Source organism: Actinomadura physcomitrii (genome assembly GCF_008923205.2).
GTDB lineage: Bacteria > Actinomycetota > Actinomycetes > Streptosporangiales > Streptosporangiaceae > Spirillospora > Spirillospora physcomitrii.
Map to the genome: position 1 here is coordinate 202,043 of NZ_WBMS02000006.1, position 26,770 is coordinate 228,812.

General features: G+C 73.5%; 22 protein-coding genes. 10 read left to right on the top strand and 12 right to left on the bottom strand.

Features of this window, described 5'->3' with window-relative positions; genetic code table 11:
* Position 1: 1 nt before the first annotated feature.
* The 4 genes from F8568_RS10165 to F8568_RS49455 form a co-directional block, all read right to left on the bottom strand.
* Positions 2 to 1,543 carry a polysaccharide deacetylase family protein gene (locus F8568_RS10165; RefSeq protein ID WP_151593258.1) on the bottom strand — a complete coding sequence of 514 codons (1,542 nt, stop codon included), beginning with the start codon at positions 1,541 to 1,543 and terminating at the stop codon, positions 2 to 4.
* On the bottom strand, positions 1,536 to 2,894 hold the full coding sequence (locus tag F8568_RS10170; protein WP_151593259.1) for a glycosyltransferase: 1,359 nt from the start codon (positions 2,892 to 2,894) through the stop codon (positions 1,536 to 1,538). The genes F8568_RS10165 and F8568_RS10170 overlap by 8 nt, the downstream gene beginning before the upstream one ends.
* Positions 2,891 to 4,177: a nucleotide sugar dehydrogenase gene (locus F8568_RS10175; RefSeq protein WP_151593260.1), complete on the bottom strand. Its 1,287-nt coding sequence runs from the start codon at positions 4,175 to 4,177 to the stop codon at positions 2,891 to 2,893. Before F8568_RS10175 ends, F8568_RS10170 begins: the two co-directional genes overlap by 4 nt.
* A gap of 243 nt (positions 4,178 to 4,420) precedes the next feature.
* Positions 4,421 to 4,555 carry a hypothetical protein gene (locus F8568_RS49455; RefSeq protein WP_268896208.1) on the bottom strand — a complete coding sequence of 45 codons (135 nt, stop codon included), beginning with the start codon at positions 4,553 to 4,555 and terminating at the stop codon, positions 4,421 to 4,423.
* Between the two features lie 214 nt (positions 4,556 to 4,769).
* Between F8568_RS49455 and F8568_RS10180 the strand changes: the two genes are divergently transcribed.
* A complete protein-coding gene (locus tag F8568_RS10180) occupies positions 4,770 to 5,297 on the top strand; it encodes an NADAR family protein (protein ID WP_151593261.1) in 528 nt (175 codons plus the stop codon).
* Here the strand turns inward: F8568_RS10180 and F8568_RS10185 are convergent.
* Both F8568_RS10185 and F8568_RS10190 read right to left on the bottom strand, forming a co-directional pair.
* Positions 5,287 to 7,404 (bottom strand): DUF1990 family protein, encoded by a 2,118-nt coding sequence (locus F8568_RS10185; RefSeq protein ID WP_151593262.1) that lies wholly within the window; start codon positions 7,402 to 7,404, stop codon positions 5,287 to 5,289. The genes F8568_RS10180 and F8568_RS10185 overlap by 11 nt on opposite strands.
* A 108-nt stretch (positions 7,405 to 7,512) precedes the next feature.
* Positions 7,513 to 7,962 carry an amidohydrolase family protein gene (locus F8568_RS10190; RefSeq protein ID WP_151593263.1) on the bottom strand — a complete coding sequence of 150 codons (450 nt, stop codon included), beginning with the start codon at positions 7,960 to 7,962 and terminating at the stop codon, positions 7,513 to 7,515.
* A gap of 72 nt (positions 7,963 to 8,034) precedes the next feature.
* Between F8568_RS10190 and F8568_RS10195 the strand changes: the two genes are divergently transcribed.
* Positions 8,035 to 8,313 (top strand): hypothetical protein, encoded by a 279-nt coding sequence (locus tag F8568_RS10195; RefSeq protein ID WP_151593264.1) that lies wholly within the window; start codon positions 8,035 to 8,037, stop codon positions 8,311 to 8,313.
* A gap of 6 nt (positions 8,314 to 8,319) precedes the next feature.
* Here the strand turns inward: F8568_RS10195 and F8568_RS10200 are convergent, their stop codons facing one another.
* Positions 8,320 to 9,036, bottom strand: coding sequence for an LmeA family phospholipid-binding protein (locus tag F8568_RS10200; RefSeq protein WP_151593265.1), 717 nt, complete (start codon positions 9,034 to 9,036; stop codon positions 8,320 to 8,322).
* A gap of 113 nt (positions 9,037 to 9,149) precedes the next feature.
* On the opposite strand from F8568_RS10200, the gene F8568_RS10205 reads away from it, so the two are divergent.
* The 5 genes from F8568_RS10205 (at position 9,150) to F8568_RS10225 (ending at position 17,074) form a co-directional block, all read left to right on the top strand.
* Positions 9,150 to 11,654 carry an FHA domain-containing protein gene (locus F8568_RS10205; protein WP_151593266.1) on the top strand — a complete coding sequence of 835 codons (2,505 nt, stop codon included), beginning with the start codon at positions 9,150 to 9,152 and terminating at the stop codon, positions 11,652 to 11,654.
* Between the two features lie 72 nt (positions 11,655 to 11,726).
* A complete protein-coding gene (locus tag F8568_RS10210) occupies positions 11,727 to 12,278 on the top strand; it encodes a 2Fe-2S iron-sulfur cluster-binding protein (RefSeq protein WP_151593267.1) in 552 nt (183 codons plus the stop codon).
* Positions 12,275 to 13,249 carry an FAD binding domain-containing protein gene (locus F8568_RS10215; protein WP_151593268.1) on the top strand — a complete coding sequence of 325 codons (975 nt, stop codon included), beginning with the start codon at positions 12,275 to 12,277 and terminating at the stop codon, positions 13,247 to 13,249. Before F8568_RS10210 ends, F8568_RS10215 begins: the two co-directional genes overlap by 4 nt.
* Entirely contained in the window at positions 13,246 to 15,303 is a 2,058-nt protein-coding gene (locus F8568_RS10220; protein ID WP_151593269.1) for a xanthine dehydrogenase family protein molybdopterin-binding subunit, read from the top strand. Before F8568_RS10215 ends, F8568_RS10220 begins: the two co-directional genes overlap by 4 nt.
* Positions 15,304 to 15,427: 124 nt before the next feature.
* The gene (locus tag F8568_RS10225) at positions 15,428 to 17,074 is read left to right on the top strand and encodes an L-lactate permease (RefSeq protein WP_151593270.1); all 1,647 of its coding nucleotides are present in this window, start codon (positions 15,428 to 15,430) and stop codon (positions 17,072 to 17,074) included.
* Positions 17,075 to 17,079: 5 nt separating this feature from the next.
* On the opposite strand, the gene F8568_RS10230 is transcribed toward F8568_RS10225, so the two are convergent.
* Entirely contained in the window at positions 17,080 to 17,325 is a 246-nt protein-coding gene (locus tag F8568_RS10230; protein ID WP_151593271.1) for a DUF2630 family protein, read from the bottom strand.
* 123 nt (positions 17,326 to 17,448) lie between these two features.
* On the opposite strand from F8568_RS10230, the gene F8568_RS10235 reads away from it, so the two are divergent.
* The gene (locus F8568_RS10235; protein WP_151593272.1) at positions 17,449 to 17,868 is read left to right on the top strand and encodes an STAS domain-containing protein; all 420 of its coding nucleotides are present in this window, start codon (positions 17,449 to 17,451) and stop codon (positions 17,866 to 17,868) included.
* A gap of 126 nt (positions 17,869 to 17,994) precedes the next feature.
* Here F8568_RS10235 and F8568_RS10240 read toward each other — a convergent pair whose 3' ends face one another.
* From F8568_RS10240 to F8568_RS10255, 4 genes are all read right to left on the bottom strand, one after another.
* Positions 17,995 to 18,747, bottom strand: coding sequence for a succinate dehydrogenase/fumarate reductase iron-sulfur subunit (locus F8568_RS10240; protein ID WP_151593273.1), 753 nt, complete (start codon positions 18,745 to 18,747; stop codon positions 17,995 to 17,997).
* A 2-nt stretch (positions 18,748 to 18,749) separates the two neighbouring features.
* Positions 18,750 to 20,687 carry a fumarate reductase/succinate dehydrogenase flavoprotein subunit gene (locus tag F8568_RS10245; protein ID WP_151593274.1) on the bottom strand — a complete coding sequence of 646 codons (1,938 nt, stop codon included), beginning with the start codon at positions 20,685 to 20,687 and terminating at the stop codon, positions 18,750 to 18,752.
* A 2-nt stretch (positions 20,688 to 20,689) separates the two neighbouring features.
* Positions 20,690 to 21,379 (bottom strand): succinate dehydrogenase cytochrome b subunit, encoded by a 690-nt coding sequence (locus tag F8568_RS10250; protein WP_151593275.1) that lies wholly within the window; start codon positions 21,377 to 21,379, stop codon positions 20,690 to 20,692.
* 224 nt (positions 21,380 to 21,603) lie between these two features.
* Positions 21,604 to 22,803, bottom strand: coding sequence for a PP2C family protein-serine/threonine phosphatase (locus F8568_RS10255; protein WP_151593276.1), 1,200 nt, complete (start codon positions 22,801 to 22,803; stop codon positions 21,604 to 21,606).
* Between the two features lie 359 nt (positions 22,804 to 23,162).
* On the opposite strand from F8568_RS10255, the gene F8568_RS10260 reads away from it, so the two are divergent.
* A complete protein-coding gene (locus F8568_RS10260; RefSeq protein ID WP_151593277.1) occupies positions 23,163 to 24,896 on the top strand; it encodes an ABC transporter transmembrane domain-containing protein in 1,734 nt (577 codons plus the stop codon).
* A 51-nt stretch (positions 24,897 to 24,947) separates the two neighbouring features.
* A complete protein-coding gene (locus F8568_RS10265) occupies positions 24,948 to 26,675 on the top strand; it encodes an ABC transporter ATP-binding protein (RefSeq protein WP_151593278.1) in 1,728 nt (575 codons plus the stop codon).
* Positions 26,676 to 26,770: the final 95 nt, after the last annotated feature.

The following is a 26,770-nucleotide window of genomic DNA, read 5'->3' on the forward strand; positions in this document are numbered from 1 at the left end:
GTCAGCGCTCCTGGAGAGGGGTGAGCGCCGGATCGCGGAAGACCAGCGTGCGCCGGCCGCGCGCCGCGATCTCGAACGTGAGGCCTCCTTCGTTGAGCCGCGGGTCGATGGCGGCGCGCAGCGGCGCGCCGCCCGCCACGGCGACGGTGATCCGGTCGCCGCGCACCTCGATCCGGACGGACCGCGCTCCCTCCCGGGCCGCGAGCCGGGTCCGGCCGAGCACGACCGGGGCCGCTTCCCCGATCTGCTGCCGGACCAGGACGGACGCGGCGCCGACGACGACCTCGACGCGGCCGCGGTGGCCCGCGCCCGCGCCGTCCCGGACCGCGATGACCGCGCTGGTGCGCGGGTCGATGCCGGTGACGGACGTGCTGACCCGGTAGTCCGTCCACTGGCTCGTGTTGACGCCGGTGAGCAGGCAGGTCCCGTAGACGTCGCTGGTGACGCGCAGGTCGGACGCGCGGCGCCGGCAGGTGGCGAGGTCGCCCGTCCAGGGCAGCGCCGCCAGGTCGCGCGGCGGCGCGGTGGGGACGGCGGCGCGGATCATCTCCAGCAGGTCCGCCACCGACGTGGTGGAGCGGACGCCGATCCGGCCGAGCGTCCAGCGCGGCGACCCGGCGGTGAGCGCGTCCACGTGGTCGGTCGGGACGTTCTCGCCGGCGAACGCCTCGCTGAACCCGGCGTGCCGGATCAGCACGGGCAGCTCGGCCGCGATCCGCGGATCGTTGCCGGTCTCGCCCGGCGCGCCGAACGGGTAGGAGAACGCGGTGGCCCGGCGGCCGAGCGTCTTGCGGAAGAACCGCTGGCTGCGGTTCAGGTCGGAGCGGATCCGGGCGCGCCAGTGCCCGAGCGTCTCCGTCCGGCCGCGCAGCCGGAGCAGGTTCGGCATCGGCGGGGCGACGTCCCCCGGCACGCGGGCCAGGTCGTGCAGGTCGTCGCCGTGCGAGCCGAACTCCCACCGCCCGGTCGCGGCCAGGTCGCGGACCTGCCGGGTGGACAGGTAGTACGACGGCGTCCCCGGCTCGACGATCTTCCCGGTGGTGAGGAACCCCACCGCGGTGAAGCCGTGCGCCCTCAGCACCGGGTCGGCGGCCGTCCAGTCGGTGAGCTGCCCGTCGTCGAAGGTGATGAGCAGGGCGCGCGGCGGCAGCCGGACCGGCCGGTGCGCGAGCAGGTCCTCCACGTCCCGCAGCCGGACGGTCCGGTACCCGGCCGCCGCGAGCGCCGCCATGTGCTCGCCGAACAGCCGCCGCGTCAGCGTGCTGCCGGAGTGGTCGGTGTCGGACACCCCGTGGTAGGTGAGGACGAGCACCGATCCCGGGTACCGGGGCAGTGCCGCCGCCGTCCGGGCCGCCGCCGGGTCCAGCCGGACGGCGGGCGCCGCCTGCTGCCCCGGGTCGAACGGCCGGCTCAGCGTCACCCACGTCGTGAGCGCGAGGGCGAGCGCGCACAGGAACACCAGGCCGGTGAACGCCCGGAAGGCCCGGGTGGACCGGCCGGGCGGCGGCCGTTCCCAGGGCGCGGGCTCCTCCCGGTCAGCCATCGCTCGCCGCCGCGGTGTACACCTGGATCGGGCGCGGCGCCGACGAGGGCGGCGACGCGTCCCGGGTGCCCCACTTCCCGTCCCGGATCCGCGCCACCGCCCACAGCAGCTGCGGGGAGAACGCGACGTAGAAGAACGTGCCGACGAACGCGTAGATCCACATGCCGTCGTCGCGCAGCATCCGGTACGTCAGCGCGTACCCCATCGACACCAGGTACAGGCCGAGGAAGTAGATCATCGGGAAGCGGCCGCCGGCGAGCGGGACCGCCAGGCTGTACAGCACCACGATCGGGCTGAGCAGGCCCGCGATCGTCTGGACGGCGATGGACGGCAGCGCGCGCGTCCGGCTCCGCCACACGTGCGCGAGCAGCAGCGGCCCCTCCCGGCTCCACGACTTCTTCCACCGCAGCTGCTGCCGGAAGAACTTGCGGTACCGGTCGGGCGCGTCCGTCCACGCCTCCGCGCGGGCGTCGTAGCGGGTCGTCCAGCCGGTCTTGATGACCCGGTTGGTGAGCGCGCGGTCGTCGCCGTAGGTGCACTCGACGCCGAGGAAGCGCTGGTGCTCCCAGGCGTCCAGCAGCGGCGCGATCGCCGTCCGCCGGTACGCGGCGAAGCAGCCCGAGCAGCAGGTGACCGCGCCCAGCACCGACTCGGCGCTCTTGAGCAGCTGGAAGGACACGTAGTAGCGGGCCGCCTGCATCCGCGTCAGCACGTTGCTCTCGGCGTTGCGGACGTAGGTGAGGCCGGAGATCGCGCCGACCTTCCGGTCCGCGAACCCCTGCACGAGCAGCCGGACGGAGTCGGGCGCGGGCATCGAGTCGGAGTCGACGAACACCAGGATCTCCGCCGAGGTCGCCCGGATCCCGGCCGCCATCGCCGCGCGCTTGCCCTTGTTGGCGCCGAGGTCGACGCAGCGCACCCGGCCCTTCGGGTAGCGCGCGGCGGCCTTGCGCATGTGGTCCCAGGTGTCGTCGGTGGACCCGTCGTTCACCACGACGATCTCCAGCTTGCCGGCGGGGTAGTCCAGCCCGAGGCAGGAGTGGATCGTCCGGGCGACGGCCTCGCCCTCGTTGTAGGCGGGCACCACGATCGCGACGGACGGGGTGATGCCGGCGTCGCGCGGCGGCCGGTAGAACGCGGCGAGCACGAACCGGCTGATCACGTAGCTGCTGACCAGCACCGTGTACGTGGGGAGCAGCAGGTCGCCGCGCATGTAGGCGACCTTCACCCCGACGTGCCAGACGATGACGCCGCAGATCACGGCGACGCCCGCGAGCGCCCCCAGCGAGACCAGGCGGGCGCGCCAGGGCAGGCCGCCGAAGGGGATCGGCGACCGCCGGTCACGGCTCACAGCGCCACGCGCCGGGCCGGACCGGAGAAGCGGTACGTCGCGTCCAGCAGCAGCTGGTCCTCGCGCAGCCAGTCCAGGTCGAGGCCCTGGTGCGGGGTGTGCGCGATCACCAGGTCGGCGGGGCCGGGCTCGGCGCTCGCCAGCTTCGTGCCACCCTCGGTGACCAGCTCGGGGACGCGCGGGTCGTGGTAGCGGACGGCGGCGCCCGCCGCCAGCAGCCCGTCGATGATCTCCAGGGCGGGGGACTCGCGCAGGTCCTCGACGTCCGGCTTGTAGGCGACGCCGAGCACCAGCACGTCCGCGCCGGCCAGGCCGCGGCCGTGGTCCGACAGCACCTGCCGGGCCCGCTCCACCACCTGGCCCGGCCGCATCGCGATCGCGTTCATCGCGGCGGAGACCAGCGGCGTGTGCAGCCGGTCGCGCTTCAGCTGCCAGAGCAGGTAGTGCGGGTCGCAGGGGATGCAGTGCCCGCCGGCCCCGGGGCCGGGGAAGAACGGCATGAAGCCGTACGGCTTGGTCGCGGCGGCCTCGATGACCTCCATCACGTCCAGCTCCAGCAGCCGGCTCGCGTCCGCGAACTCGTTGACCAGCGCGATGTTGACCGCCCGGAACGTGTTCTCCAGCAGCTTGGTCATCTCGGCCGCCTCCGCCGAGGAGACCCGGTGCAGGTCGCCCGCGTACCGGCCGAGCAGCGCCATGGCCCGCACCGCGCAGCGCGGCGTGACGCCGCCGACCACCCGCGGGACCTCCTCGTGCGGGTGCCGGTCGTTGCCCGGGTCGATGCGCTCCGGGCTGAACGCGACGAAGACGTCCGTTCCCACCCGCAGGCCGCGCGCCGCCAGCGGCCGGACGAGCAGGTCCCGCGTCGACCCGACGTAGCTGGTCGAGGTGAGCACGATGGTCTGCCCGTCCCGCGCGTGCGCGGCGGCCGTGGCGCACGCCTCGGTCAGGGCGCCGAGGTCGGGGACGAGGTGCCGGTTCACCGGCGTCGGCACGCAGATGATCAATGCGTCGGCGCGGGCCGCGTCCGCCGGGTCGGCGGTCACGGTGAGGCCGTCCCGCGCCTCCCGGAGCCGCTGATGGTCGCTGTCCAGCAGGTCCACGCGGCCGGCGCGGATCGCCTCCAGCCGGCCGGGGTCCCGGTCGACGCCGAGGACCCGCAGGCCGGCGGCGTGGAAGGCGAGGGCGGTGGGCAGCCCGACGTAGCCGAGCCCGATGACGGCGACGTCGTATGTGGATGAATCCGTGTGCCGGGCCCCGATGGGCGAAGCAGCGGAGGACATGGGTCAGTGATCTCCCCGTGTGAGCTCCGGTCCGATGGCCGGAGTCCATCAGCCGTTGGCAAAGACGGGGTAAAGGGTCATGGGCAGCCGCTTGACGAGGGACCGCCGATCAGCGGAGGGCAGGTACGCCCGATGGCGGATGACATCTCTCCACCGGTAAACGATCATGCTCGTGAGCAGGTGAAAAGCGCAGGACCCGCCCGGAGTGCCGGGCGGGTCCTGATCGCGGCCGAAACCGGCCGGTCAACGTGCGGCGAGGTCGTCCTCCGGGGCGCCCGTCTCCGCGTCCAGGGGGCGCTCGGACTCGGTGTCCGCCGGGCGCCGCTCCGGCCACGAGTTGATCCGGGTGCGACGAGGGTTCGCCAGGGCGTTGTCCATTTCTACTGCTGTCCTCCCGTTGACGACGGCCCGCGATTCTCCGCATCCGGGCCGACCGAAATAAGAAGATCTTCCCCGATGACCCACCTGGTTTAGCAAAATGGTCTAGACCGCGAGGCCTGCACCCCGGCATAACGCCGCGCCCCCGGTGCCGCATTCCGCCCGCCCGAAAACCGGATAGCGCCGCGGGCCCGGTCCTGCCACCATCGTCGGCATGGACGTCCAGCAGCTCATCCGCCTCCACGCCGAGGGCACCCCGCCGAAGTACCTGTTCTTCTGGGGCCACCGGACTCCCGGCCCCGGCTATCTCAGCCAATGGTGGCCGTCCCCATTCACCGTCGACGGAGTGACCTATGCCACGGCGGAGCATTACATGATGGCGGAGAAGGCCCGGCTCTTCTCCGACGACGAAACGGCCGCGGCCGTCGTCGCCGCGCCCCATCCGGGCGCCGCCAAGGACCTCGGCCGCCGCGTCCGCGGCTTCGACGACGACGCCTGGACCGCCCACCGCACGTCCATCGTCGTCGCCGGGAACCGGGCGAAGTTCGCCCAGAACCCCGAGCTGCGCGACTACCTCGTCGGCACCCGCGCCCGCGTCCTCGCGGAGGCCAGCCCCCTCGACCGCGTCTGGGGGATCGGCCTCGCCGCCGACGACCCGCGGGCGCTGGACCCCGCCGAGTGGCAGGGGGAGAACCTGCTGGGCTTCGCGCTGATGACCGTCCGCGACTCCCTCAGCGGCTGACCGCGGCCTCCCCGGCCCGGACGCGGCGCCGCGCGGCGAGCCCCGCCCGCGTGAGGTCCGACATGCGGCGGCACGCCCGCCGCTGGTAGATGAGCTGGGTGGGCCGGCCGAACAGCACGAAGCCGAGCCGCACGAGCGGGTTGCGGATGGCGGCGCGTTGCGAGAAGGCGTGCAGGTGGAACTCCACCTCCCCGGTGTCGAGCCATTTGTGCACCTCCTGGTCCATCTGGCCGCGTTCCAGGTGCCCTTCCAGCGTGCTGTAGTTCCAGCCCCACACGCGCACCCGCCGGCCGTCCCGCTCGACGACCTCGTCGACGACGTCGCCGACCCGGACGCCGAGGTGGAAGCGCAGCCCGAAGAAGCGCGCCTCGAGCAGCATGTCGGCGCCGGGCTCCGGCTCGCCCGTCCGGTAGGCGCTGCGGATGATCCGCGGGTCGGCGAACTCGTAGTCCCGGACGAGGCGGCGCGCGATCTCCCAGCCGCCGTCCGGCTCCGGCGGGCCGGGACGCTCCGGCGGGAGGGCCTGGACGTGGTCGTCGATGTGCCAGGCGGCGGGCCCGGCGTTCTCCGGCCGCTCCCGGGCCTCGAAGTTCACCGGCCGGTCCCGCAACCGCCCGTAGAGCCGCTGGAGCCGGCGGTGCGCGCGCGGGCCCTTGCGCCGGACGGTGCCCCTCCGCCGGCCGCCGGGCAGCGGCCGGCGCTTGCGGGCGTCGAGGTGCTGGACGGCGTCGTAGGCGCTTCCCCGCACCTGATGGAGAGGACCGGCGGGCCGCAACCCGGGGATCGGGTTCCGTACCGGATTGAACCGCACCGGGGCGCCGTCGTCGGCGCGCGCGGGCCCGGTGAGGACCAGCTCCCCGAACCGCTCCCAAGGCCCGAGGCCCGTCGCCACGACCAGGTCCATCGTGATCGGGCCCGCCGCGGCGGCGCGGGCCAGCGCCGCGAAGTCCGCCGGGACGGCGCGCCGGGCGAACGCGCCCAGCAGGACGTACCGGTCGCCCGCCTTGTACGGCAGCAGCGAGCCGTAGAAGCCGGGCCCCCAGTGGTTCGCCGGACGGAGCATGTGACGGGCGGCCCGCCCGTGGCCCGTCGTGGCCAGCAGCAGTTCGGCGGTCGCCGGGTCGCCGTCCTCCACGGGCTGCCGCCAGCGCAACGCCAGCCCGAGGATGTCGGGGTACGGCGCCGGCAGCCCGACCGACCGCGACAGGCGCGCCAGCCCTTGCAGCTCCGCCGTGTCGTCCAGCAGCGGGACGCCCCAGAAGCGCGAGGTGCCGGACAGCCGCAGGACGGCGTCGAGGACGACCCCGCGCGGATGCAGCGGCCGGCCTCCGCGCGCTTTCGCCAGCGCGGTGAACGTCCGGGCGAGCGCGGTGGCCGCCGGGCGGGCCACGTGGCGCCCGTCGACCCGGGAGTCCCCGGCGACCTCGGTGCGCTCGGTGAACACCTCGACGTCCCCCGCCCTGCGGCCCCCGGCCATCTCCGCCACGCGGCAGCAGAAATGGGTCCACATGTGGAGCTGCATCTCCTTCGCCATGCCGACCCGGTCGTAGAGGACGTCGGCCAGCCGGTCGCCGCTGCGCGTCCACGACTCGATGGTGAACCAGAGCCCGCCGTCCCCGGCGTCCCGCGCCCGGAACTCGATCTCGCCGGCCTCGACGTGCCCGCTCAGGGTCGCGAGCCGGAACGACAGCGGCGTGCGCTCCACCACCCGCACCGGGCAGTTCCACGGCCCCGGCATGTGGACGTCGTACTCGTCCCCGAGGTCGAGCCCGGAGGAGGCCCCGGAGATCTTGTCGAACACCGCGAACTCGACCGGCGACGCGGCGTTGACGTCCGCGCGCAGCCGTTCCATCAGCCCGGCCGCGTCCAGGTCGGCGCCCTCGACCCGGACCTGGTAGCGGCGCTGGTAGACGGGCCCTACCCCCTGCCGCAGCCCCTGGATGCGGTCGCCGCCGCGGGTCGGGATCCGCGCGAGGTCGAAGCCCGGCTCCGTCCGGAGCCGCTCCCGCTTCGCGGTGCGGGCCGTCCGGAGCCAGCGCCAGAGCGCGAGCCCCGCCCCCGCCGGCCAGCGCGCCGTCCGCACACGCTGCCGCCACCGTCGTCGCACGGCGCCCTCCAGGATCACCAGCGCCTTCGCGCCGCCTTGCGTCTCCGCGAGTCACGCCCTACCCGAGCCACCCCCGCCAAACCGGCCCCCGCCCGACCGGCCCCCGCCTCACAGGCCGAGCAGCTCGGCGAGGGTGCCGCCGAGGACCCGGTCGCGGGTCTCACCGGGGGAGGTGACGCGCTCGACGGTCATGCGCGCGAGCACGGGGTCGCCGTAGGGCGCGTCCGAGCCGAACAGGGTGCGGCCGGGGATCTCCGCGATCGCCACCCGGACCGCGAAGACGATCGGCGCCGTGGACAGCTCCAGGTACATGTTCGGCGTGTCCCGGACGAGCTCGACCGCGCGCATCCAGTGCGCCCCGCCGAGCTGGCTCACGACCAAAGGGACGCGCGGGTACCGGCGGGCGAGCCCCCCGAGCGTCTCCAGATCCTCCGCCGTCGTAGGCGCCGACCCGTGCACGACGACGGGCAGGCCGCCGTGGTCGCGGGCGGCCCGCAGCACCGGTTCGACGAGCCCGGCGCGTCCCGGCGCCGGCGTCAGCTCACCGATGCCGTTCAACTAAAGGAGGAGCGCAGTGCTGATCGGGGAGCTGTCCCGGCGCACCGGGGTCAGCGAGCGGCTGATCAGGAGATGCTGACCAAGGCGCGCAAGCGCGTGCCCGCGCTGCGGTTCGGCGCGCTCGCCGGGACGCTCGGCGTCCTCGCGACCGCGGCGACGTACCGGATGAACGTGCTGCTGCTGGAGAAGAAGCTGCCGCCGGAGCTGGCGTCGTTCGTCGCGGCGCTGGCCTACGGGGGCGGCGCGGGCGCGGCGGCGGTGGCGGCGTCCCGCAAGTGGAAGGGGCTGCCCGCGCCGCTGCCGACCGAGACGGCCCGGCAGGTCGCGGGGATCATCACCGACACCGGCTGACGGCGGTCAGGAGTCGCTGAACTTCACGTTGCGGCCGACGACGTGGAGGCCGACGCCGTTCGAGGAGACGGTGACGCTCTGGAACGACAGGCCCATCGGCAGGCCGCTCACCGGGACGGTGAAGTCGAGGTCGTCGCCGATCTCCGAGCGCGAGAACCCCTCGATCGACTGCGTCTTCACCACGATGCTGTTGCCCTGCTTGGTGACGGTCGCGGTCGCGGTGGCCTCCGTGATGCCGAGGTCCATCTTGGCCTTGACGAGGTTCTTCCCCGCCGCCGTGAGCACGAGGTCCGGGTCGTCGCTCGCGCGCGCCAGGTCCTTGAAGCTGACGAACGCGGTGCCGTCGACGCTGCCGAGCGTGCCGCTGCCGAACCCCGAATCGACCCGGACGTCCCGTGCGCGCACTTTGAGGTTCGTGATGTGCAAGGGGCCCTCGGTGATTCCGTTGGCCTCGAGCCGCACATCGCCGAAGTGACGGGACGCGACCTGGGTGAGGAACGGGATTCCCTTGATCGTCACTTTCGGCGTCGCCGGGAATCCCTCCTTTTTGATCTGCGCGGCCATCTCGTGCTGCGCGAACACCACGCCGCCGCGGTCGGCCGCCACGAGGAGCAGCGCGATCAGCAGGACGGCGCAGATCAGGACGGTCAGCCACCGTGGCCGCCCGCGCCGCGGAAGGCGTTCGACACGGGTGACGGCAGCCGCGCCCGGCGGTTTCGCCATGGCGCTCACTCAATTCCGTCGCCGGGATCCTGTCAATGGGACCGGTGTCCCGCCGATACCGGGCACGGAGAATGGGCCGCGACATTTGCGGGAAGAGGACTTACACTCCCCGCATGACGGCCGGTCCTTCCGCCGAATCGCTCGCCGCGCCCGTTCTCGTCGTCCGCACGCGGGACCGGGTGCACCGGCTGCGCCCCGGGGGTTCCTACCGCATCGGCCGCGACCCCGCGTCCGACATCGCGCTGTCGGATCCGCGCGTCTCGTGGTGGCACGCGGTGCTGCGGACGGGCCCGGACGGCTGGCTGATCGAGGACGTCGGCAGCAGCAACGGCACGTTCTGCCAGGGCGGACGCATCGAGCGGATGGAGATCGGCGGGCACCGCACGTTCCTGCTCGGGCACTCCAGCGAGGGCGAGAGCCTCGCCTGCTTCCCCGAGAGCCCGCCGCCGAGCCGCCGCCAGGTGTACCCGCCGCCCGCCGGGCGCGGGGCGCCGCCCGCCCAGCCGCCCGCGCAGTCGCCGGCCCCGCCCGGCCGCCCGTCGGGCACCCCGCCGCCGCCGTCGGGCACGGCGCCCCCAGTCCCGCAGCGGCCGCCGCTGCCCCGCACGGTCCCGCCGCCGCGGCCGGAACCGGCCGCGGCGTTCCGGCCGAGCGTCGACCGGAACCCGAGCCAGATCATCCGGGTCGCGCCGAAGACGCTGCGGATCGGCCGCGCCGCCGACAACGACATCGTCGTGCCGGACCTGGTGGTGTCCCGGCACCACGCCGAGCTGCGCAGCCTCGGTCCGGGACGGCAGCGGATCGTCGACCTCGGCAGCCACAACGGCACCTACGTCAACGGCGCCCGGGTCGAGTCGGCGGAGTTCACCGAGCGCGACCTGCTCGGCATCGGGCACGCGACGTTCCAGCTGGTCGGCGAGGAGCTGCGGGAGTACGTCGACACCGGCGACGTGTCGCTGTCGGTGGAGGACCTGATCGTCCGGACGCCCGAGGGCAAGGTGATCCTCGACGGGGTCGGGTTCCCGATCCCGGAGCGGTCGCTGGTCGGGGTGATCGGGCCGTCCGGCGCGGGCAAGTCGACGCTGCTCGGCGCGGTCACCGGCACGCGCCCCGCGACGGAGGGCACCGTCCGCTACGACGGCCGCGACCTGTACGCCGACTACGACGAGCTGCGGCACCGCATCGGGCTCGTCCCGCAGGAGGACATCCTGCACACCCAGCTCGACACCCGGCAGGCGCTGCTGTTCGCCGCCGAGCTGCGGTTCCCCGGCGACACCCGCAAGCGGGAGCGCGAGCAGCGGGTGGACGAGGTGATCGGCGAGCTCGGCCTGACCGCGCACGCCTCGACCCGCATCGACCGGCTGTCGGGCGGGCAGCGAAAGCGGGTCAGCGTCGCGCTGGAGCTGCTGACCAAGCCGTCGCTGCTGTTCCTGGACGAGCCGACCTCCGGCCTCGACCCGGGCCTGGACAAGACGGTCATGGAGATGCTGGCGGAGCTGGCGCACGACGGCCGGACGGTCATCGTCGTCACGCACAGCGTCGCGAACCTGGACGCCTGCGACCGGCTGCTCGTGCTGGTCCCGGGCGGGCGCCTCGCCTACTACGGGCCGCCCGCCGAGGGGCTGGAGCACTTCGGGAAGAAGTCGTGGGCGGAGGTGTTCCAGGCGTTCGACCGGGAGCCGGACCGGGACTGGGCCACCGAGTTCCGCGCCTCGCCGCGGCACGCCCGCTACGTGGAGAGCGGCCGGCAGGGCGGCGCCGTGCAGGCCGACACGGCGGTGCCCGCGCCGCCGCCCCGGCGGCAGTCCCGGCTGGCGCAGCTCAGCACGCTGTGCCGGCGCTACCTCGCGGTGATCGCCTCCGACCGCAGCTACCTGGTGCTGCTCGGGGTGATGCCGCTGATCCTCGGCGGGCTGAGCGCGGCGATCCCGGCGCCGAAGGGGCTGACGGGGCCCTCGCCCAACACCGACGCCGCGTCCAAGCTGATGGTGCTGGCGTTCGCGGCGTGCTTCGCGGGCACCGGCAACGCCGTCCGCGAGCTGGTCAAGGAGCGGACGATCTACAGCCGGGAGCGGGCGGCGGGCCTGTCGGCGGGCGTGTACCTGATGTCGAAGCTGCTGGTCCTCGGGGTGATCACGGCTCTGCAGGCGGTCGTGCTGGTGCTGATCGGGACGATCGGGGTGAAGCTGCCGCCGTCCGGGACGTTCACGGCGGTGCTGCCGGAGCTGATGCTGGCGATGGCGCTGCTCGGCGTGGTGTCGATGACGCTGGGGCTGCTGGTGTCGTCGTCGGTGAACAGCTCGGAGAAGACGCTGCCGCTGCTGATCGTGCTGTCGATGGGCCAGCTCGTGCTGTCCGGGGGGCTGGTGCGGCTGGCGGGCAAGCCAGGGCTGGAGCAGCTGGCGTGGCTGTCGCCGTCGCGCTGGGGGTTCGGCGCCGCCGCCGCGACCATCGACCTCGACACGATCATGCCGCATCCGGGTGGCGCCGATCCGGCGTGGAAGCACGCCGTCGCCGCCTGGGGGGTGGACCTCGGCATCGCGGCGGGCCTCGGCGTCCTGTTCTCCCTGCTGGCCTGGTACCGGCTGTACCGGCTGCGCCCCCGGCGCCGCCGCTGAGACGCCGGCGGGCCCCGCCGGACGCCCTGACCGCCGAGACTGCCCGCGTGGATCCGGGGTAGGCAACCGGGCATGGACAGCGAAGCCACCCCGGTACACGCCGAGATCGCGCTGGTCGTGAACGGGACCGAGCACCGGCTGCGCGTCGACACGCGCGCGTCGCTGCTGGACACCCTGCGCGAGGACCTCGGGCTGACCGGCTCGAAGAAGGGCTGCGACCACGGGCAGTGCGGGGCGTGCACCGTCCTGCTCGACGGCCGCCGGGCGAACGCGTGCCTGGCCCTGGCCGTCGCGCACGACGGCGCGGAGGTCGTCACCGTCGAGGGGCTGGCGCGGGACGGCCGGCTCAGCCCGCTCCAGGAGGCGTTCATCGAGCACGACGGGTTCCAGTGCGGCTACTGCACGCCCGGGCAGCTCTGCTCGGCGACGGCCGTCCTCGACGAGGCGGACCGGGGCTGGCCCAGCGCGGTGACCGAGGACCTCACCGCCGACCCCGTGCTGGACGACGACGAGATACGCGAGCGCATGAGCGGCAACCTGTGCCGGTGCGGCGCGTACACGGGCATCGTCAAGGCGGTCCGGGAGGCGGCGCGCGAGACGGAGACGGACGGGGCCAGGGCATGAGGCCCTTCGTGTACGAGCGCGCCACCAGCGCCGACGAAGCCCTGCGCCTGCACGAGGACGGCGCCCGCTACCTGGGCGGCGGCACCAACCTCGTCGACCTGATGAGGCTCGGCGTGGAGGAGCCGGCGCGGCTCGTCGACGTGTCCCGCCTCCCGAACGGCGAGATCGAGCTGCGGCCCGACGGGAGCCTGCTCATCGGCGCCGCCGTCACCAACAGCGACCTCGCCGCGGACCGGACGGTCCGCGAGAGCCACCCGATGCTGGCGCAGGCCGTCCTGGCGGGGGCGTCCGGGCAGATCCGCAACCTCGCGACGGTCGGCGGCAACCTGCTGCAGCGCACGCGCTGCTCCTACTTCCAGGACGCCGACAAACCGTGCAACAAGCGCGTCCCGGGCACCGGCTGCCCGGCCCGGGAGGGCGAGCACCACAACCTCGCGATCCTCGGCCACTCCGAGGCGTGCGTCGCGACCCACCCGTCCGACATGGCGGTGGCCCTCGCCGCGCTCGACGCCACCGTGCACGTCCGGGGCCGCGGCGGCGAGCGGACGGTCCCGCTCCGCGACCTGCACCGGCTGCCCGGCGACGACCCGCGGCGCGACACCGTCCTGGACAGCGGCGACCTCATCACGGCCGTGGAGGTGCCGCCGCTGGACATCCCGTCCCGGTACCGCAAGGTCCGCGAGCGCGCGTCGTTCGCGTTCGCGCTGGTGTCGATCGCGGCGGCGCTCGACGTGGAGGGCGGCACCGTCCGCGACGTGCGGATCGCGCTCGGCGGCGTCGCGCACAGGCCGTGGCGGGCGCTGCGCGCCGAGGAGGCGCTGCGCGGCGCCCCGGCGATCGGTGAGGAGTTCCAGCGCGCCGCCGAGGCCGAGCTGGCCGCCGCCGAGCCGCTGCGCGACAACGCCTACAAGGTGCCGCTCGCGCGCAACCTGATCGTCCGGACGCTGACCGAGCTGGGAGAGCGATCATGAGCGACCGGCTGGAGAGCCGCGAGAAGGTCACCGGGGCGGCCCGCTACGCCTACGAGCACCCGCTGGAGAACCCGGCCTACGCCGCGGCCGTGCAGTCGACCGTCGCCAAGGGCGAGATCTTGGAGGTGCACGCGGACGCCGCGCTCCGGATTCCGGGCGTGCTGACCGTCCTGTCCTGCGAGAACGCGCCGCACCTGCACGAGGTGGCGAACGGGGAGCTGGCGGTGTTCCAGTCCCGGACGGTCGCCTACCGGGGCCAGTTCGTCGCCGCCGTCATCGCCGAGACGCTCGACATCGCGCGGGAGGCGGCGCGGCACGTCCGCGTCGACTACGTCTCCGAACCGTTCGACGTGCTGCTCAGCGCGGACGACCCGCGCCTCTACAAGCCCGACAAGGTGAACCCGGCGTTCCCCGCCGACACCGAGCAGGGCGACCCGGAAGGGGCGTTCGCCGGCTCGGCCGTCCGTGTGGACGCGACGTACACGACCCCGGCCGAGCACAACAACCCGATGGAGCCGCACACGACCGCGGCCCAGTGGAACGACGACGGCACCCTCACGCTCTACGACTCCACCCAGGGCGCCTCGCTGGTACAGGACACGATCGCCCAGGTGTTCGGCCTCGACCGGACGCACGTGCGCGTCATCGCCCGGCACGTCGGCGGCGGGTTCGGGTCCAAGGGCACACCGCGCCCCAACGTCGTGCTCGCGGCGATGGCGGCGGGCGCGGTGGGCCGTCCGGTGAAGTTCGCGGTGCCGCGCCAGCAGATGTTCGCCACCACCGGCTACCGGACGCCGACGATCCAGCGGTTCCGGCTCGGCGCCGACGCCGACGGCACGCTGAACTCGATCATCCACGAGGTGTTCGAGCAGTCCTCCACCGTCACCGAGTTCGCCGAGCAGACCGCCACCCCCACCCGCGTGATGTACCGGGCGGGGAACCGCCGCACCGCGCACCGGCTCGTCCGCCTCGACGTCCCGACGCCGTCGTGGATGCGGGCGCCCGGCGAGACGCCCGGCATGTTCGCGCAGGAGTCGGCGATGGACGAGCTGGCCGTCGCCGCCGGCGTCGACCCGGTCGAGCTGCGGATCCGCAACGACACCGACCGGGAGCCGGACAGCGGGCTGCCGTTCAGCTCCCGCAACCTCGTCGCGTGCCTGCGCGAGGGCGCCGACCGGTTCGGCTGGGAGCACCGCGACCCGGCGCCCGGCGTCCGCCGCGAGGGCCGCAAGCTCGTCGGGACGGGCGTCGCCGCGTCCACCTACCCGGCCTACCTGCGGCCGAACAAGGCGACGGCGCGCGCCGAGGAGGACGGGACGTTCACCGTCCGGATCGCCGCCGCCGACATCGGCACCGGCGCCCGCACCGCCCTCACGCTGATCGCCGCCGAGGCGCTCAAGGCCGACGCGGACCGGGTGACGGTCGAGATCGGCGACAGCGCGCTGCCGCAGGCGAGCGTCGCGGGCGGGTCCGCCGGCACCGCGAGCTGGGGCACCGCCGTCGTCCGCGCCTGCGAGTCGCTGCTCGGCAAGATGAACGGGTCGGTGCCGCCCGGCGGGCTGGAGGCGTCCGCCGACACCGCCGAGGAGATCCGGGCGCGCGACGCCTACGCCCGGCACGCGTTCGGCGCGCAGTTCTGCGAGGTCGAGGTGGACGCCGACACCGGCGAGGTCCGGGTCCGCCGGATGCTCGGCGTCTTCGCCGCCGGCCGGATCATCAACGCCAAGACCGCGCGGTCGCAGTTCATCGGCGGCATGACGATGGGGATCGGCATGGCGCTGATGGAGGAGAGCGCCATGGACCCGGAGTTCGGCGACTACGTCAACCGCGACCTCGCCCAGTACCACGTCCCGGCCTGCGCGGACGTCCGCGACATCGACGCGGCGTGGGTGGAGGAGTCCGACCCGCACCTGAACCCGATGGGCGCCAAGGGCATCGGCGAGATCGGCATCGTCGGCGCCGCCGCGGCCGTCGCGAACGCCGTGCACCACGCGACCGGCGTCCGCGTCCGCGACCTGCCGATCACCCCGGCCCGGCTGCTCCCGCTGCTCTGACCGGTGCCGCGGCCCTCGGGGAGGTGCTGACTGGTTGAAAAGTTCACCAGCAATGTGAGGCGGGACACATGACGGGGTATTGACGGTCCGAATCGGGGGCCGCTCCTAACCGCGAGGTGATCCCGTGTACCGACAGGTCCTCGATCCCGTCGCCGACTCGCTCGGCTGGAGTTCGCTCGTCGCCGCGCTGCCGCTGGCGGTGCTGTTCGTCCTGCTCGGCGCGCTGCGCATGCGCGCCTGGCTGGCCTCGCTGATCGCGCTGGCGGTCTCGCTGGCCATCGCGATCTGGACGTACGGGATGCCGGCCGACCAGGCGTTCCTGGCGGGCACCGAAGGCGCCGCGTTCGGCTTCTTCCCGATCCTGTGGATCGTCATCAACGCCCTCTGGGTCTACAACATCACCGTCGCGACCGGCCACTTCGACGTGCTGCGCCGGACGTTCGCGCAGGTCAGCGACGATCAGCGGCTGCAGGCGATCCTCATCGCGTTCTCCTTCGGGGCGCTGCTGGAAGCGCTTGCCGGGTTCGGCACCCCGGTCGCGGTCACCTCCGTCATGCTGATCGCGCTCGGCTTCCAGCCGCTGAAGGCCGCCGTCCTCGCCCTCACCGCCAACACCGCGCCGGTCGCGTTCGGCGCGATGGCCACGCCGATCCTCACCCTCGGCAAGGTCACCGGCGAGTCCAGCGACACGCTCGGCGCCATGGTCGGCCGGCAGACCCCGATCCTCGCCGTGTTCGTGCCGCTGATCCTGGTGCTGATCCTCGACGGCCGCCGCGGCGTCCGCGAGACATGGCCGACCGCGCTGTTCTGCGGCGCCGCGTTCGGCGCCGCGCAGTACGTCACCGCCAACTTCATCTCGGTGCCGCTCGCCGACGTCGTCGCGTCGCTGGTGTCGGCCGCCGCGGTCGTCCTGGTCGTCCGGCTCCGCCGCCCGCACGCCCCGGCCCGCCCGGTGATCGCCGGCGGCGCCGCCGACGAGCCGACCCCCGAGTTCGCCGCCCGCGCCGGGCGCGCCGAGGCGCCCGCCGACTCGCGGGCCGACGTCGTCCGCGCCTACGCCCCCTACGCGATCATCATCGCGGTGTTCGTCGTCTGCCAGATCGACCAGGTCAAGGACTGGCTCAACGGCGCGACGCAGACGGTCGGCTGGCCAGGCCTGCACATCACGGCCGCGTCCGGCAAGCCGTCGACGCTGCCGACCTTCACCTTCAACTACTTCACCACGCCCGGCACCCAGATGCTGGTCGCGGGCCTCCTCACCATGATCGCGCTGCGCGTCGGCGCGGGCCGGGCCCTGCGCGCCTACGGCACCACGCTCGTCCAGCTCCGCTGGGCGATCCTCACCGTGATGGCCGTGCTCGCGCTCGCGTTCGTGATGAACGCCTCCGGGCAGACCGTCACGCTCGGCACCTGGATGGCGGGCGCCGGCGGCGCCTTCGCCGTGCTGTCCCCGGTCCTCGGCTGGCTCGGCACCGCCGTGACCGGCTCGGACACCTCGTCGAACTCCCTGTTCGGCGCCCTGCAGATCACCGCCGCGAACAAGGCCGACCTGTCGCCCGTGCTGATGGCCGCCACCAACAGCTCCGGCGGCGTCCTCGGCAAGATGGTGTCCCCGCAGAACCTCGCGATCGCCGCGGCCGCCGTCGGCCTGGACGGCCGCGAGGGCGACATCTTCCGCCGCGTCGTCCTGTGGAGCCTGCTGTTCCTGGCCGGCATGTGCGTGCTGTCGGGGCTGCAGTCCACCGGCGTGCTGTCGTGGATGGTGCCGTGACGGCCCTACTGGCGGTAGCCCTCGACCTCGCTCGCCGGACGCACGTGCGCCTCCTCGGGGTTCTGCCCCGCGTCGATCCTGGCGCGCCGCTGGCGCAGCAGGTCCCAGCACTGGTCGAGGGCCACCTCCAGCTCCCGCAACCGCCGTCTCGCGTCCTCACCGGTGGTCTCGGAGCGTTCATGCGCCTGCCGGAGCGCGTGCTCCTCGTCGATGAACTCGTTGATCCGCTCCAGGATCGCCTTCTCGTCCATGAAAAGCCTCCCGATGGCGGTTTTCCCGCGTGGTGGGGTCCAGAAGGTGTCAACAGGTGAGATCGTGGCATATACGGGCGTCCCCACGGTAGGCGGCGCCCCGGTCCGAAGGGCGAGGAGCGGATGACGGTCTGGCGGATCACCGGCGGCGAGGGCGGCCCCGGCGGGGCGCGCCCGGAGCGCACCGCTCCCCGCTACGACGTCGTCGAACTCGACACCCCGCTGCTGCGCATCGAGGGCGCCGCGGACACCCCCTGGCTGCGCATGTCCGGCGAGGTGGACGTGTCCAACGCGAACGACCTGAAACGCGCCCTGCGGTCCGCCCGCGCCCGGGTCGACGGCGACCTGCACATCGACCTCGTCGGCGTCGACTTCATCGACGTCGCGGGCCTGCGCACGCTCACCGTCGCGGCCCGCGACCTCGCCGGGCGCGACGGCCTGCTCGTCCTGCACTCGGTCACCGCGCACATCGACAAGCTCGTCCGGCTGATCGGCTGGGACGCCGTACCCGGCCTCGAACTGCACTGCCGCCTGCGCCCCTGACCCTCGCGCGGCGCTCCGCCGGCACGGCTCAACGAGCATGCAGGCTGGGGCCGGCGTGATCGGCATGCGCCGACAGCAAGGCGGCCCCGCCCGGGAATCCGGGCGGGGCCGTGGCCTGAGGGCGGGTCAGCGCTTCTTGCCGCCGGCGGTCGCCTTCAGGTAGTCGCGGTTCAGGTTCCCGATCACGTCGAGCGGGATGCCCTTCGGGCACGCGACCGTGCACTCGCCGGTGTTCGTGCAGCCGCCGAAGCCCTCCTCGTCGTGGGTGTCCAGCATCGACACGACGCGGTCCCAGCGCTCCGGCTGGCCCTGCGGCATCAGGCCGAGGTGGGTGACCTTCGCGCCGAGGAACAGCGACGCCGAGCCGTTGGGGCAGGCCGCGACGCACGCGCCGCAGCCGATGCACTCGGCCGCCTCGAACGCGCGGTCCGCGTCCGGCTTCGGGACGGGCGTGGAGTGCGCCTCCGGGGCGGTGCCGGTCGGCGCGGTGATGTAGCCGCCCGCCTGGATGATCCGGTCGAACGCGGACCGGTCCACCACGAGGTCCTTGACGACCGGGAACGCCCTGGCGCGCCACGGCTCGACGTCGATGACCTCGCCGTCCTTGAACTTGCGCATGTGCAGCTGGCAGGTGGTGGTGCGCTCCTCGGGGCCGTGCGGGGTCCCGTTGATGACCAGCGAGCACATGCCGCAGATGCCCTCGCGGCAGTCGTGGTCGAACGCCACCGGCTCCTCGCCGCCCGCGATGAGCTTCTCGTTGAGGACGTCCAGCATCTCCAGGAACGAGGCGTCGGGGGAGATGTCGTCGAGCTTGTACTCGACCATCCTCCCCTTGTCCTGGGGGCCGCTCTGGCGCCAGACGCGCAGTGTGAGCTTCATGATTACTTGTACGACCTCTGCGTCGGGTGGACGTATTCGAAGTTCAGTTCCTCCTTGTGGAGGACGGGCTGCTCGCCCTCGCCGGCCCATTCCCAGGCGGCGACGTAGCCGAAGTTGTCGTCGTCGCGCTTGGCCTCGCCGTCCTCGTCCTGGCTCTCGGCGCGGAAGTGGCCGCCGCAGGACTCGGTGCGGTGCAGGGCGTCGATCACCATCAGCTCGGCGAGCTCGAAGAAGTCGGCGACCCGGCCGGCCTTCTCCAGCTGCTGGTTGAGCTCCTCGCCGGTGCCGGTGACCTTGACGCGCGTCCAGAACTCCTCCCGCAGCGCCGGGATGAGCTCGAGGGCCTTGCGCAGGCCCTCCTCGGTGCGCTCCATGCCGCAGTACTCCCACATGATGTGGCCGAGCTCGCGGTGGAAGGAGTCGACGGAGCGGTCCCCGTCGATCGACAGGAGCCGGTCGATGCGCGACGTCACCCGCTCCTCGGCCGCGGCGATGTTCTGCTCGTCGACGGGCGGGAGCGCGTTGCGGGCGATGTAGTCGTTGATGGTGTTCGGCAGCACGAAGTACCCGTCGGCGAGGCCCTGCATCAGCGCGGACGCGCCGAGCCGGTTCGCGCCGTGGTCGGAGAAGTTCGCCTCGCCGATCACGAACAGGCCGGGGATCGTCGACTCCAGGTCGTAGTCGACCCACAGGCCGCCCATCGTGTAGTGGACGGCGGGGTAGATGCGCATCGGCGTGTCGTAGGGGTTCTCGCCGGTGATGCGCTCGTACATCTCGAAGAGGTTGCCGTACTTGGCCTCGACCTTGTCGCGGCCGAGCCGCTCGATCGCGTCGGCGAAGTCGAGGTAGACGCCGAGGCCGCCGGGGCCGACGCCGCGCCCCTCGTCGCAGACGTTCTTGGCGGCGCGGGAGGCGATGTCGCGCGGGACCAGGTTGCCGAAGGACGGGTAGATGCGCTCGAGGTAGTAGTCGCGCTCGTCCTCGGGGATGTCGTAGGGCTTGCGGGTGTCGCCGGCCTTCTTCGGCACCCAGACGCGGCCGTCGTTGCGCAGCGACTCCGACATCAGCGTCAGCTTGGACTGGTGGTCGCCGCTGACCGGGATGCAGGTCGGGTGGATCTGGGTGTAGCACGGGTTGGCGAACAGCGCGCCGTGCCGGTGGGCGCGCCACGACGCGGTGACGTTCGAGCCCATCGCGTTGGTGGACAGGAAGTACACGTTCCCGTAGCCGCCGGACGCCAGCACGACCGCGTCGGCGGTGTAGTGCTTGATCTCGCCGTTGATCAGGTTGCGGACGACGACGCCGCGCGCCCGCCCGTCCTCCATGATCAGGTCGAGCATCTCGTGCCGCGGGTACAGCTCCACGTTCCCGGCGTCGACCTGCCGCATCAGCGCCTGGTAGGCGCCGAGCAGCAGCTGCTGGCCCGTCTGGCCGCGGGCGTAGAACGTGCGGGACACCTGCGTGCCGCCGAACGAGCGGTTGTCGAGCAGGCCGCCGTACTCGCGGGCGAACGGCACCCCCTGCGCGACGCACTGGTCGATGATCTGCCGGGAGATGTCGGCGAGCCGGTACACGTTCGACTCGCGGGACCGGAAGTCGCCGCCCTTCACCGTCTCGTAGAACAGCCGGTAGACGCTGTCGCCGTCGTTGCGGTAGTTCTTCGCGGCGTTGATGCCGCCCTGAGCGGCGATCGAGTGGGCGCGGCGCGGGCTGTCCTGGAAGCAGAACTGCTGGACGTGGTAGCCGGCCTCGCCGAGGGTGGCGCCGGCCGAGCCGCCCGCCAGGCCCGTGCCGATGATGATGATCTTCTTCTTGCGCTTGTTGGCCGGGTTGACCTGCTTGGCCTCGAACTTGCGGGTCGTCCAGCGGTCCTCGATCGGGCCCTTGGGCGCCTTGGCGTCGGCGATCGGCTCGCCGGACTTGTAGAAGCTGTCGCTCATGTTCAGCCCACCCATCCGAAGGTGACGGAGATCGGGACGGCGATGAAGCCGAGGGTCACCACGGCGGCGACGGTCCCCGCGAGGGCGCGCAGCGCGCCGTTGCTGCGGGGGCTGCGCAGGCCGAGGGTCTGGAACGCGCTCCAGATGCCGTGGTTGAGGTGCAGGCCGACCAGCAGGACCGCGAGGACGTACCAGATGGTGATGTACCAGCGGGAGCCGTCGAAGTCGGCGATGACCCGGTCGTAGGGGGTGGCGTCGGATCCCAGCGGGTTGACCGCGAAGAAGGTGAGGTCAAGCAGGTGCCAGATGATGAAGACCGCGACGACGATGCCGCCGTAGCGCATCGTGTAGGTGGCGTAGCCCTGCGCGTGCGACTTCTTCTTCGACTGGTACTTCACCGGGCGGGCGGACGCGGCGCGCTTGGCGAGCGAGATGGCCGACCACATGTGCAGCACGACCGACACGACGAGCACGATCTCCAGGATCGTCAGCAGCGTCCGGTGCGGAACGGCGGGCTCGCCCATCGTGCGCAGCCAGTGCGCGTAGTGGTCGAAGTCCCCCGCGCCGAGGAAGATCTTCAAGTTCCCGATCATGTGCGCGATCAGGAACAGCACCAGGATTGCGCCGGTCACGGCCATGACGGCCTTCTTGCCGACGGTCGATCGGTAGATCGCAGGTATCGCTATAGCCACGTCGCGAACGGTATGTCCAATTTGGACAAGAGCGCCAAGTCATCAGCGCACTCAATCCGATAGCCACAGGCTATGCATCGAGCCGGGGCGGGCCTCCCCGGCCCCTCCGCCGTCCATGATCGTGAGTGACTTCACAGCGGGTCCGGGAACCCGCCCGGACGGTGACGCAGCCGACATTGACCCGGCGCCGCCGGTGTGCGGTCAGGACGCGGCCGTGACGCGGATCACGACGCCGTGGCCTGCCGCGACAGCAGCAGCACCGCCAGGTCGTCGGTCAGGGCGCCCCCGTTGAGGTTCTCCACCTCGGTCACCAGCTCGTCGATCAGCGACCGCCCGGTGACGCCCTTGGCGCGCGCCCCGCGGGCCAGTTCGACGAGCCCGTCGGTGCCGAGCCGGGCCGAGCCCGCGCCGACCCGTCCCTCGATCAGCCCGTCGGTGTAGAGCATCAGCCCCCACGACTCGCCGAGGTCGATCTCCGTCGTCGGCCACTCCGCGCCCGGCACCAGGCCGAGCGCCGGCCCGTGCGCGTACTCCGGCAGCGCCGCGACCTCGAAGCCGCCGCCGGGCACGTCGCGGAACAGCAGCGGCGCCGGATGCCCGGCCAGGTGCATCCGCGCGGTCCGCCGCGACGGCGCGATCGTGACCATGCACAGCGTGGTGAAGATCTCCTCGCTGCGCCGCTCGTGCCCGAGCACGGTGTCCAGGGTGCCGAGCAGCTGCTCGCCGGTGTGCCCGGCCAGCACCAGCGTCCGCCACGCCATCCGCAGCTGGACGCCGAGCGCCGCCTCGTCCGGGCCGTGCCCGCACACGTCGCCGATCATCAGGTGGACGGCGCCGCCCTCGGTCTGCACCGTGTCGTAGAAGTCGCCGCCCAGCAGCGCCCGGCGCCGTCCGGGCCGGTAGCGGGTGTGGTGCCGCAGCGACGGGTCGTCGATCAGCGGGACGGGCAGCAGCCCGCGCTCCAGCCGCGCGTTCTCGCGGCCGAGGATGCGCGCCTCCACCAGCCGGCGCTCGGTCTCCTCCGACCGCTTGCGCTCGATGGCGTAGCGCACCGCGCGGGCCAGCAGCGGGCCGTCGACCTCCTGCTTGACCAGGTAGTCCTCGGCGCCGGCGGCGACCGCGCGGACGCCGAGGCCCGCGTCGTCCAGCCCGGTCAGCACCACCACCGCGGCCGTCCCGGACATGTCCAGCACCTGGCGCAGCCCGTCCAGCCGGTCGATCCCCGGCGCGGACAGGTCCACGATGATGCACTGCGTGCGGCGGGTCAGCCGGCGCCGCGCGGTCGGCAGGTCCGCCGCGACGGTGATCAGGGCGTCCAGGCCGCTATCGGCGAGCATCTTCTCGACCATCTGCACGTCCGAGGGGTCGTCGTCGATGAGGAGCAGGTCGACCCTGTCCTCGGCCCCTGGCGTGAAGGGATGCATCTGGTGACTGATAGTGCTCACTAAGCTTCCGGAAAAGTCGGGGCTGGCGACGGCACTGGCAACGGCCGGACCGTTCCGGTTATTCCTGCGGTGAGCAGGACGCAAAGGCCGGGCCGCACCGGGGGAGCGGCTTCTGCTCAGCCGCCGGAGTCCCGGCTCGAGGAGCGGTGGAAGCTCGCTCCGTGCCTTCCGACCTTAGCGTGTCCCCGGCGCCCCGTGCATCCACGTGATCGTCCGCGAGGCGGGTCACGGACGGTCCGGAAACCCCTTCGGAGTGCCGGTCAGGCGGCTTCCGGGCGCCCGGCGGCCACCGGAAAAATCGTTCGATCGCGGCGGGCCCCGCCGCATATCTTCGTCCGGTGAACCCGTTGCCGGAGAAAGATCCGGGCAGCCCGGACCACAGAACCCCGGCCCGGTACCTGCTGTGGCTGCTGCGCGCCGAGTGGCGCGGCGTGCTGGCCGGCGGGCTGCTCGGGATCGGCTGGATGCTCAGCCAGGCGCTGATGCCCGCCGCGGTCGGCCGCGCCATCGGCGAGGGCGTCGCCGGGCGCGACGACCGCACCCTGCTCGCCTGGACGGGGGTGCTGCTCGCCCTCGGCGCCGCGCAGGCCGCGACCGGCATCCTGCGGCACCGGCGCGCGGTCTTCCTCTGGCTGTCGTCGGCGTACCGGACCGTCCAGATCGTCACCCGGCACGCGACCCGGCTCGGCGCGACGCTGCCGAAGCGGCTCGGCGCCGGCGAGGTCGTGAGCATCGGCCTGTCCGACGTCGCGCACCTCGGCGACGTCATCGACATCGCGTGCCGCGGCTCCGGCGCCGTCGTCGCGATCGTCGTCGTGGCGGCCGTCCTGCTGGCGACCGCGCCGAAGCTCGGGCTGATCGTCCTGGTCGGCGTGCCGCTCGTGCTGCTGCTCGCCGCGCCGCTGCTGCGCCCGTTCCGCGAGCGCGAGGAGGCGCACCGCGAGCTCGTCGGCGAGCTGAACGGCCGCGCCACCGACCTCGTCGAGGGGCTGCGGATCCTGCGCGGCATCGGCGGGGAGCGGCTGTTCTCCGGCCGGTACCGCGGCCTGTCGGCCCGCGTCCGCGACGCGGGCGTCGCCGCGGCCCGCGCCGAGTCCCGCATCTCCAGCGCCGAGGTGCTCCTGCCCGGCCTGCTGATCGCCGCCGTGACCTGGGCCGGCGCGCACTACGTCGCGCGCGGCGAGATCGGCGTCGGCGACCTCGTGGCCTGCTACGGCTACGCGGTGTTCCTGATCGTCCCGCTGCGCACGATCGGCGAGGCCGCAGGCAAGATCACCAAGGGGCTGGTGGCGGCGCGGCGGGTCGTCCGGCTGCTCGACCTCGCCCCGGACCCGGACGCCGGCACCGCCCGCCCGGCCGGGCCGCCCGAACTCGTCGACATCGCGTCCGGCCTGGTCGTGCGGCCCGGGCGGGTCACCGCGATCGCCGCCGCGCAGCCGCGCGACGCGCAGGCCATCGCCGACCGGCTCGGCCGCTACGCGCCCGGCGACGTCGACTTCGCCGGCGTCCCGCTGCACGACGTCGCCGGCCTGCGCCGCCGCGTCCTCGTCGCGGTCAACGAGGACCGGCTGTTCGCCGGCACCCTCGCCGAGGCCCTCGCCCCGCCCGGCACCCCCCGGGCCGTGCTCGACGCGGCGCTGCGCGCGGCGTCCGCCGAGGACATCGCCGCCGAGGCCGGCCTGGACCGGCACGTCGCCGAGGCGGCCCGGGAGTTCTCCGGCGGGCAGCGGCAGCGGCTCCGGCTCGCCCGGGCGCTCGCCGCCGACCCCGAGGTGCTGGTCCTCGTCGAGCCGACCAGCGCCGTCGACGCGCACACTGAGGCGCGCATCGCCGACCGGCTCGGCGAGGCCCGCGCCGGCCGCACCACCGTCGTGTGCACGACGAGCCCGCTGATGCTGGACCGGGCCGCGCACGTCGCGTTCGTCGAGGACGGCCGGGTCGTCGCCGAGGGCGCCCACCGCGACCTGCTGCGCTCCGAGCCGCGCTACGCCGCGGCCGTCACCCGCGGCGAGGCGCCCGCGCCGTCGGCCCCGCCCGCGAGGGCAGGCACGCATGACCGCACCACCGACTAGAAGAGCACGACGCCGCGCCGCACCGGCGCCGCGCGCGGAAAGGCGACACACGTGAGCACCGAGATCCTGCCGGTCGCGGAGCCCGCGCAGGTACGGGCGTACGCGCGGCGCGTCGCCCTGCGGCATCCCCGCGCCCTCGCCGGCACGCTGGCGCTGCACGGGCTCGCCGCGGTCGCCGGCCTCGTCGCGCCCCGGCTGCTCGGCGAGCTCGTCGAGGGCGTCCGCGACGGGACCGCGCACATCGACACCACCGCGCTCGCCATCGCCGGGTTCGTCATCGTCCAGGGCGTGCTGACCCGGTACGCCTACTTCACCTCCGCCCGCCTCGGCCAGCGCGTCCTCGCCGAGCTGCGCGAGGAGTTCGTCGACCGGCTGCTCGGGCTGCCGCTGTCGGCCGTCGAGCGGGCCGGCACAGGCGACCTCGTCACCCGCGCGTCCCGGGACGTCGACACGCTCGGCTCGTCGCTGCGCGAGGCGGTCCCCGAGACCCTCGTAGCGATCGTCGTCGGCGGGTTCACCTTCGCCGCGCTGCTGCTCAACGGGCCGCTGGTCGCGCTGCCCTGCCTGGTCTCCGTCCCGATCCTGTGGGGCGTCATGCGCTGGTACCTGCCGCGCTGCCGGGACGGCTACCTGCGCGAGAACGCCTCCTGGGCGCTGATCGCCGACGGCCTCGCCGAGACCGTGCACGGCGCGCGGACCGTCGAGGCGTTCGACCTCGGCGACCGGCGGCGCGCCCGCGGCGACGCCGACATCGCCCGCAGCTACGCCGCCGAGCGGTACACGCTGCGGCTGCGGACCGTGCTGTTCCCCGTCGCCGAGTTCGGGTTCGTGTTGCCGGTCGCGACGACCCTGCTGTTCGGCGGCCTGTTCTACGCGCACGGGATGGCCTCGCTCGCGCAGGTCACCGCCGCGACCCTGTACGTCCAGCAACTGATCGAACCGGTCGACATGCTGCTGTCGAAGCTGGACGAGCTGCAGCTCGGCGGCGCGTCGCTGGCCCGGCTGCTCGGCGTCGGGAACGTCCCGCCGGACCGGGAGGCCGGCGAGCGGCGCCCGGACGGCGAGCGGCTCACCGCGCGGGACGTCCGCTACTCCTACCGGACGGGCCGCGACGTCCTGCACGGCGTGGACCTCGACCTGCGGCCCGGCGAGCGGCTGGCGGTGGTCGGGCCGAGCGGCGCCGGGAAGTCCACGCTGGGCCGGCTGCTCGCCGGGATCGACGGCCCCCGCTCCGGCGCGGTCACGGTCGGCTCGGACGCCCCCGTCCCGCTCGTCGAGCTGCCCCTGGACGACCTGCGCGGCCACGTCGCGCTCGTCACGCAGGAGCACCACGTGTTCCGCGGCACGCTGCGCGAGAACCTCGCGATGGCCCGCCCGGACGCCTCCGACGCCCGGATGCGCGACGTCCTCGCGACCGTCGACTGGGACGGCCCCGGCCTGGACGCCGAGGTCGGCGAGGGCGGCGCGACCCTGTCGCCCGCGCAGGCGCAGCAGCTCGCGCTGGCCCGGCTCGTCCTCGCCGACCCGCACACGCTGGTGCTGGACGAGGCGACGTCGCTGCTCGACCCGCGCGCCGCCCGCCGGCTGGAGAGCACGCTCGCCGCCGTCCTGGACGGCCGGACCGTCGTGGCGATCGCGCACCGGCTGCACACCGCGCACGACGCCGACCGCGTCGCGGTCGTCGAGGACGGCCGCATCACCGAACTGGGCACCCACGACGAACTCCTTGCGCGAAACGGCCCCTACGCCGCCCTCTGGACCTCTTGGCACAGCCCGTGAACACACGTTCACTTGTGGCGTGTCGTGGTTATCGCCGCCCGGATAACCACGACCCCCCCCCACTAAACGAGGTGAGGGGGCCCGGGCGGGCGTGA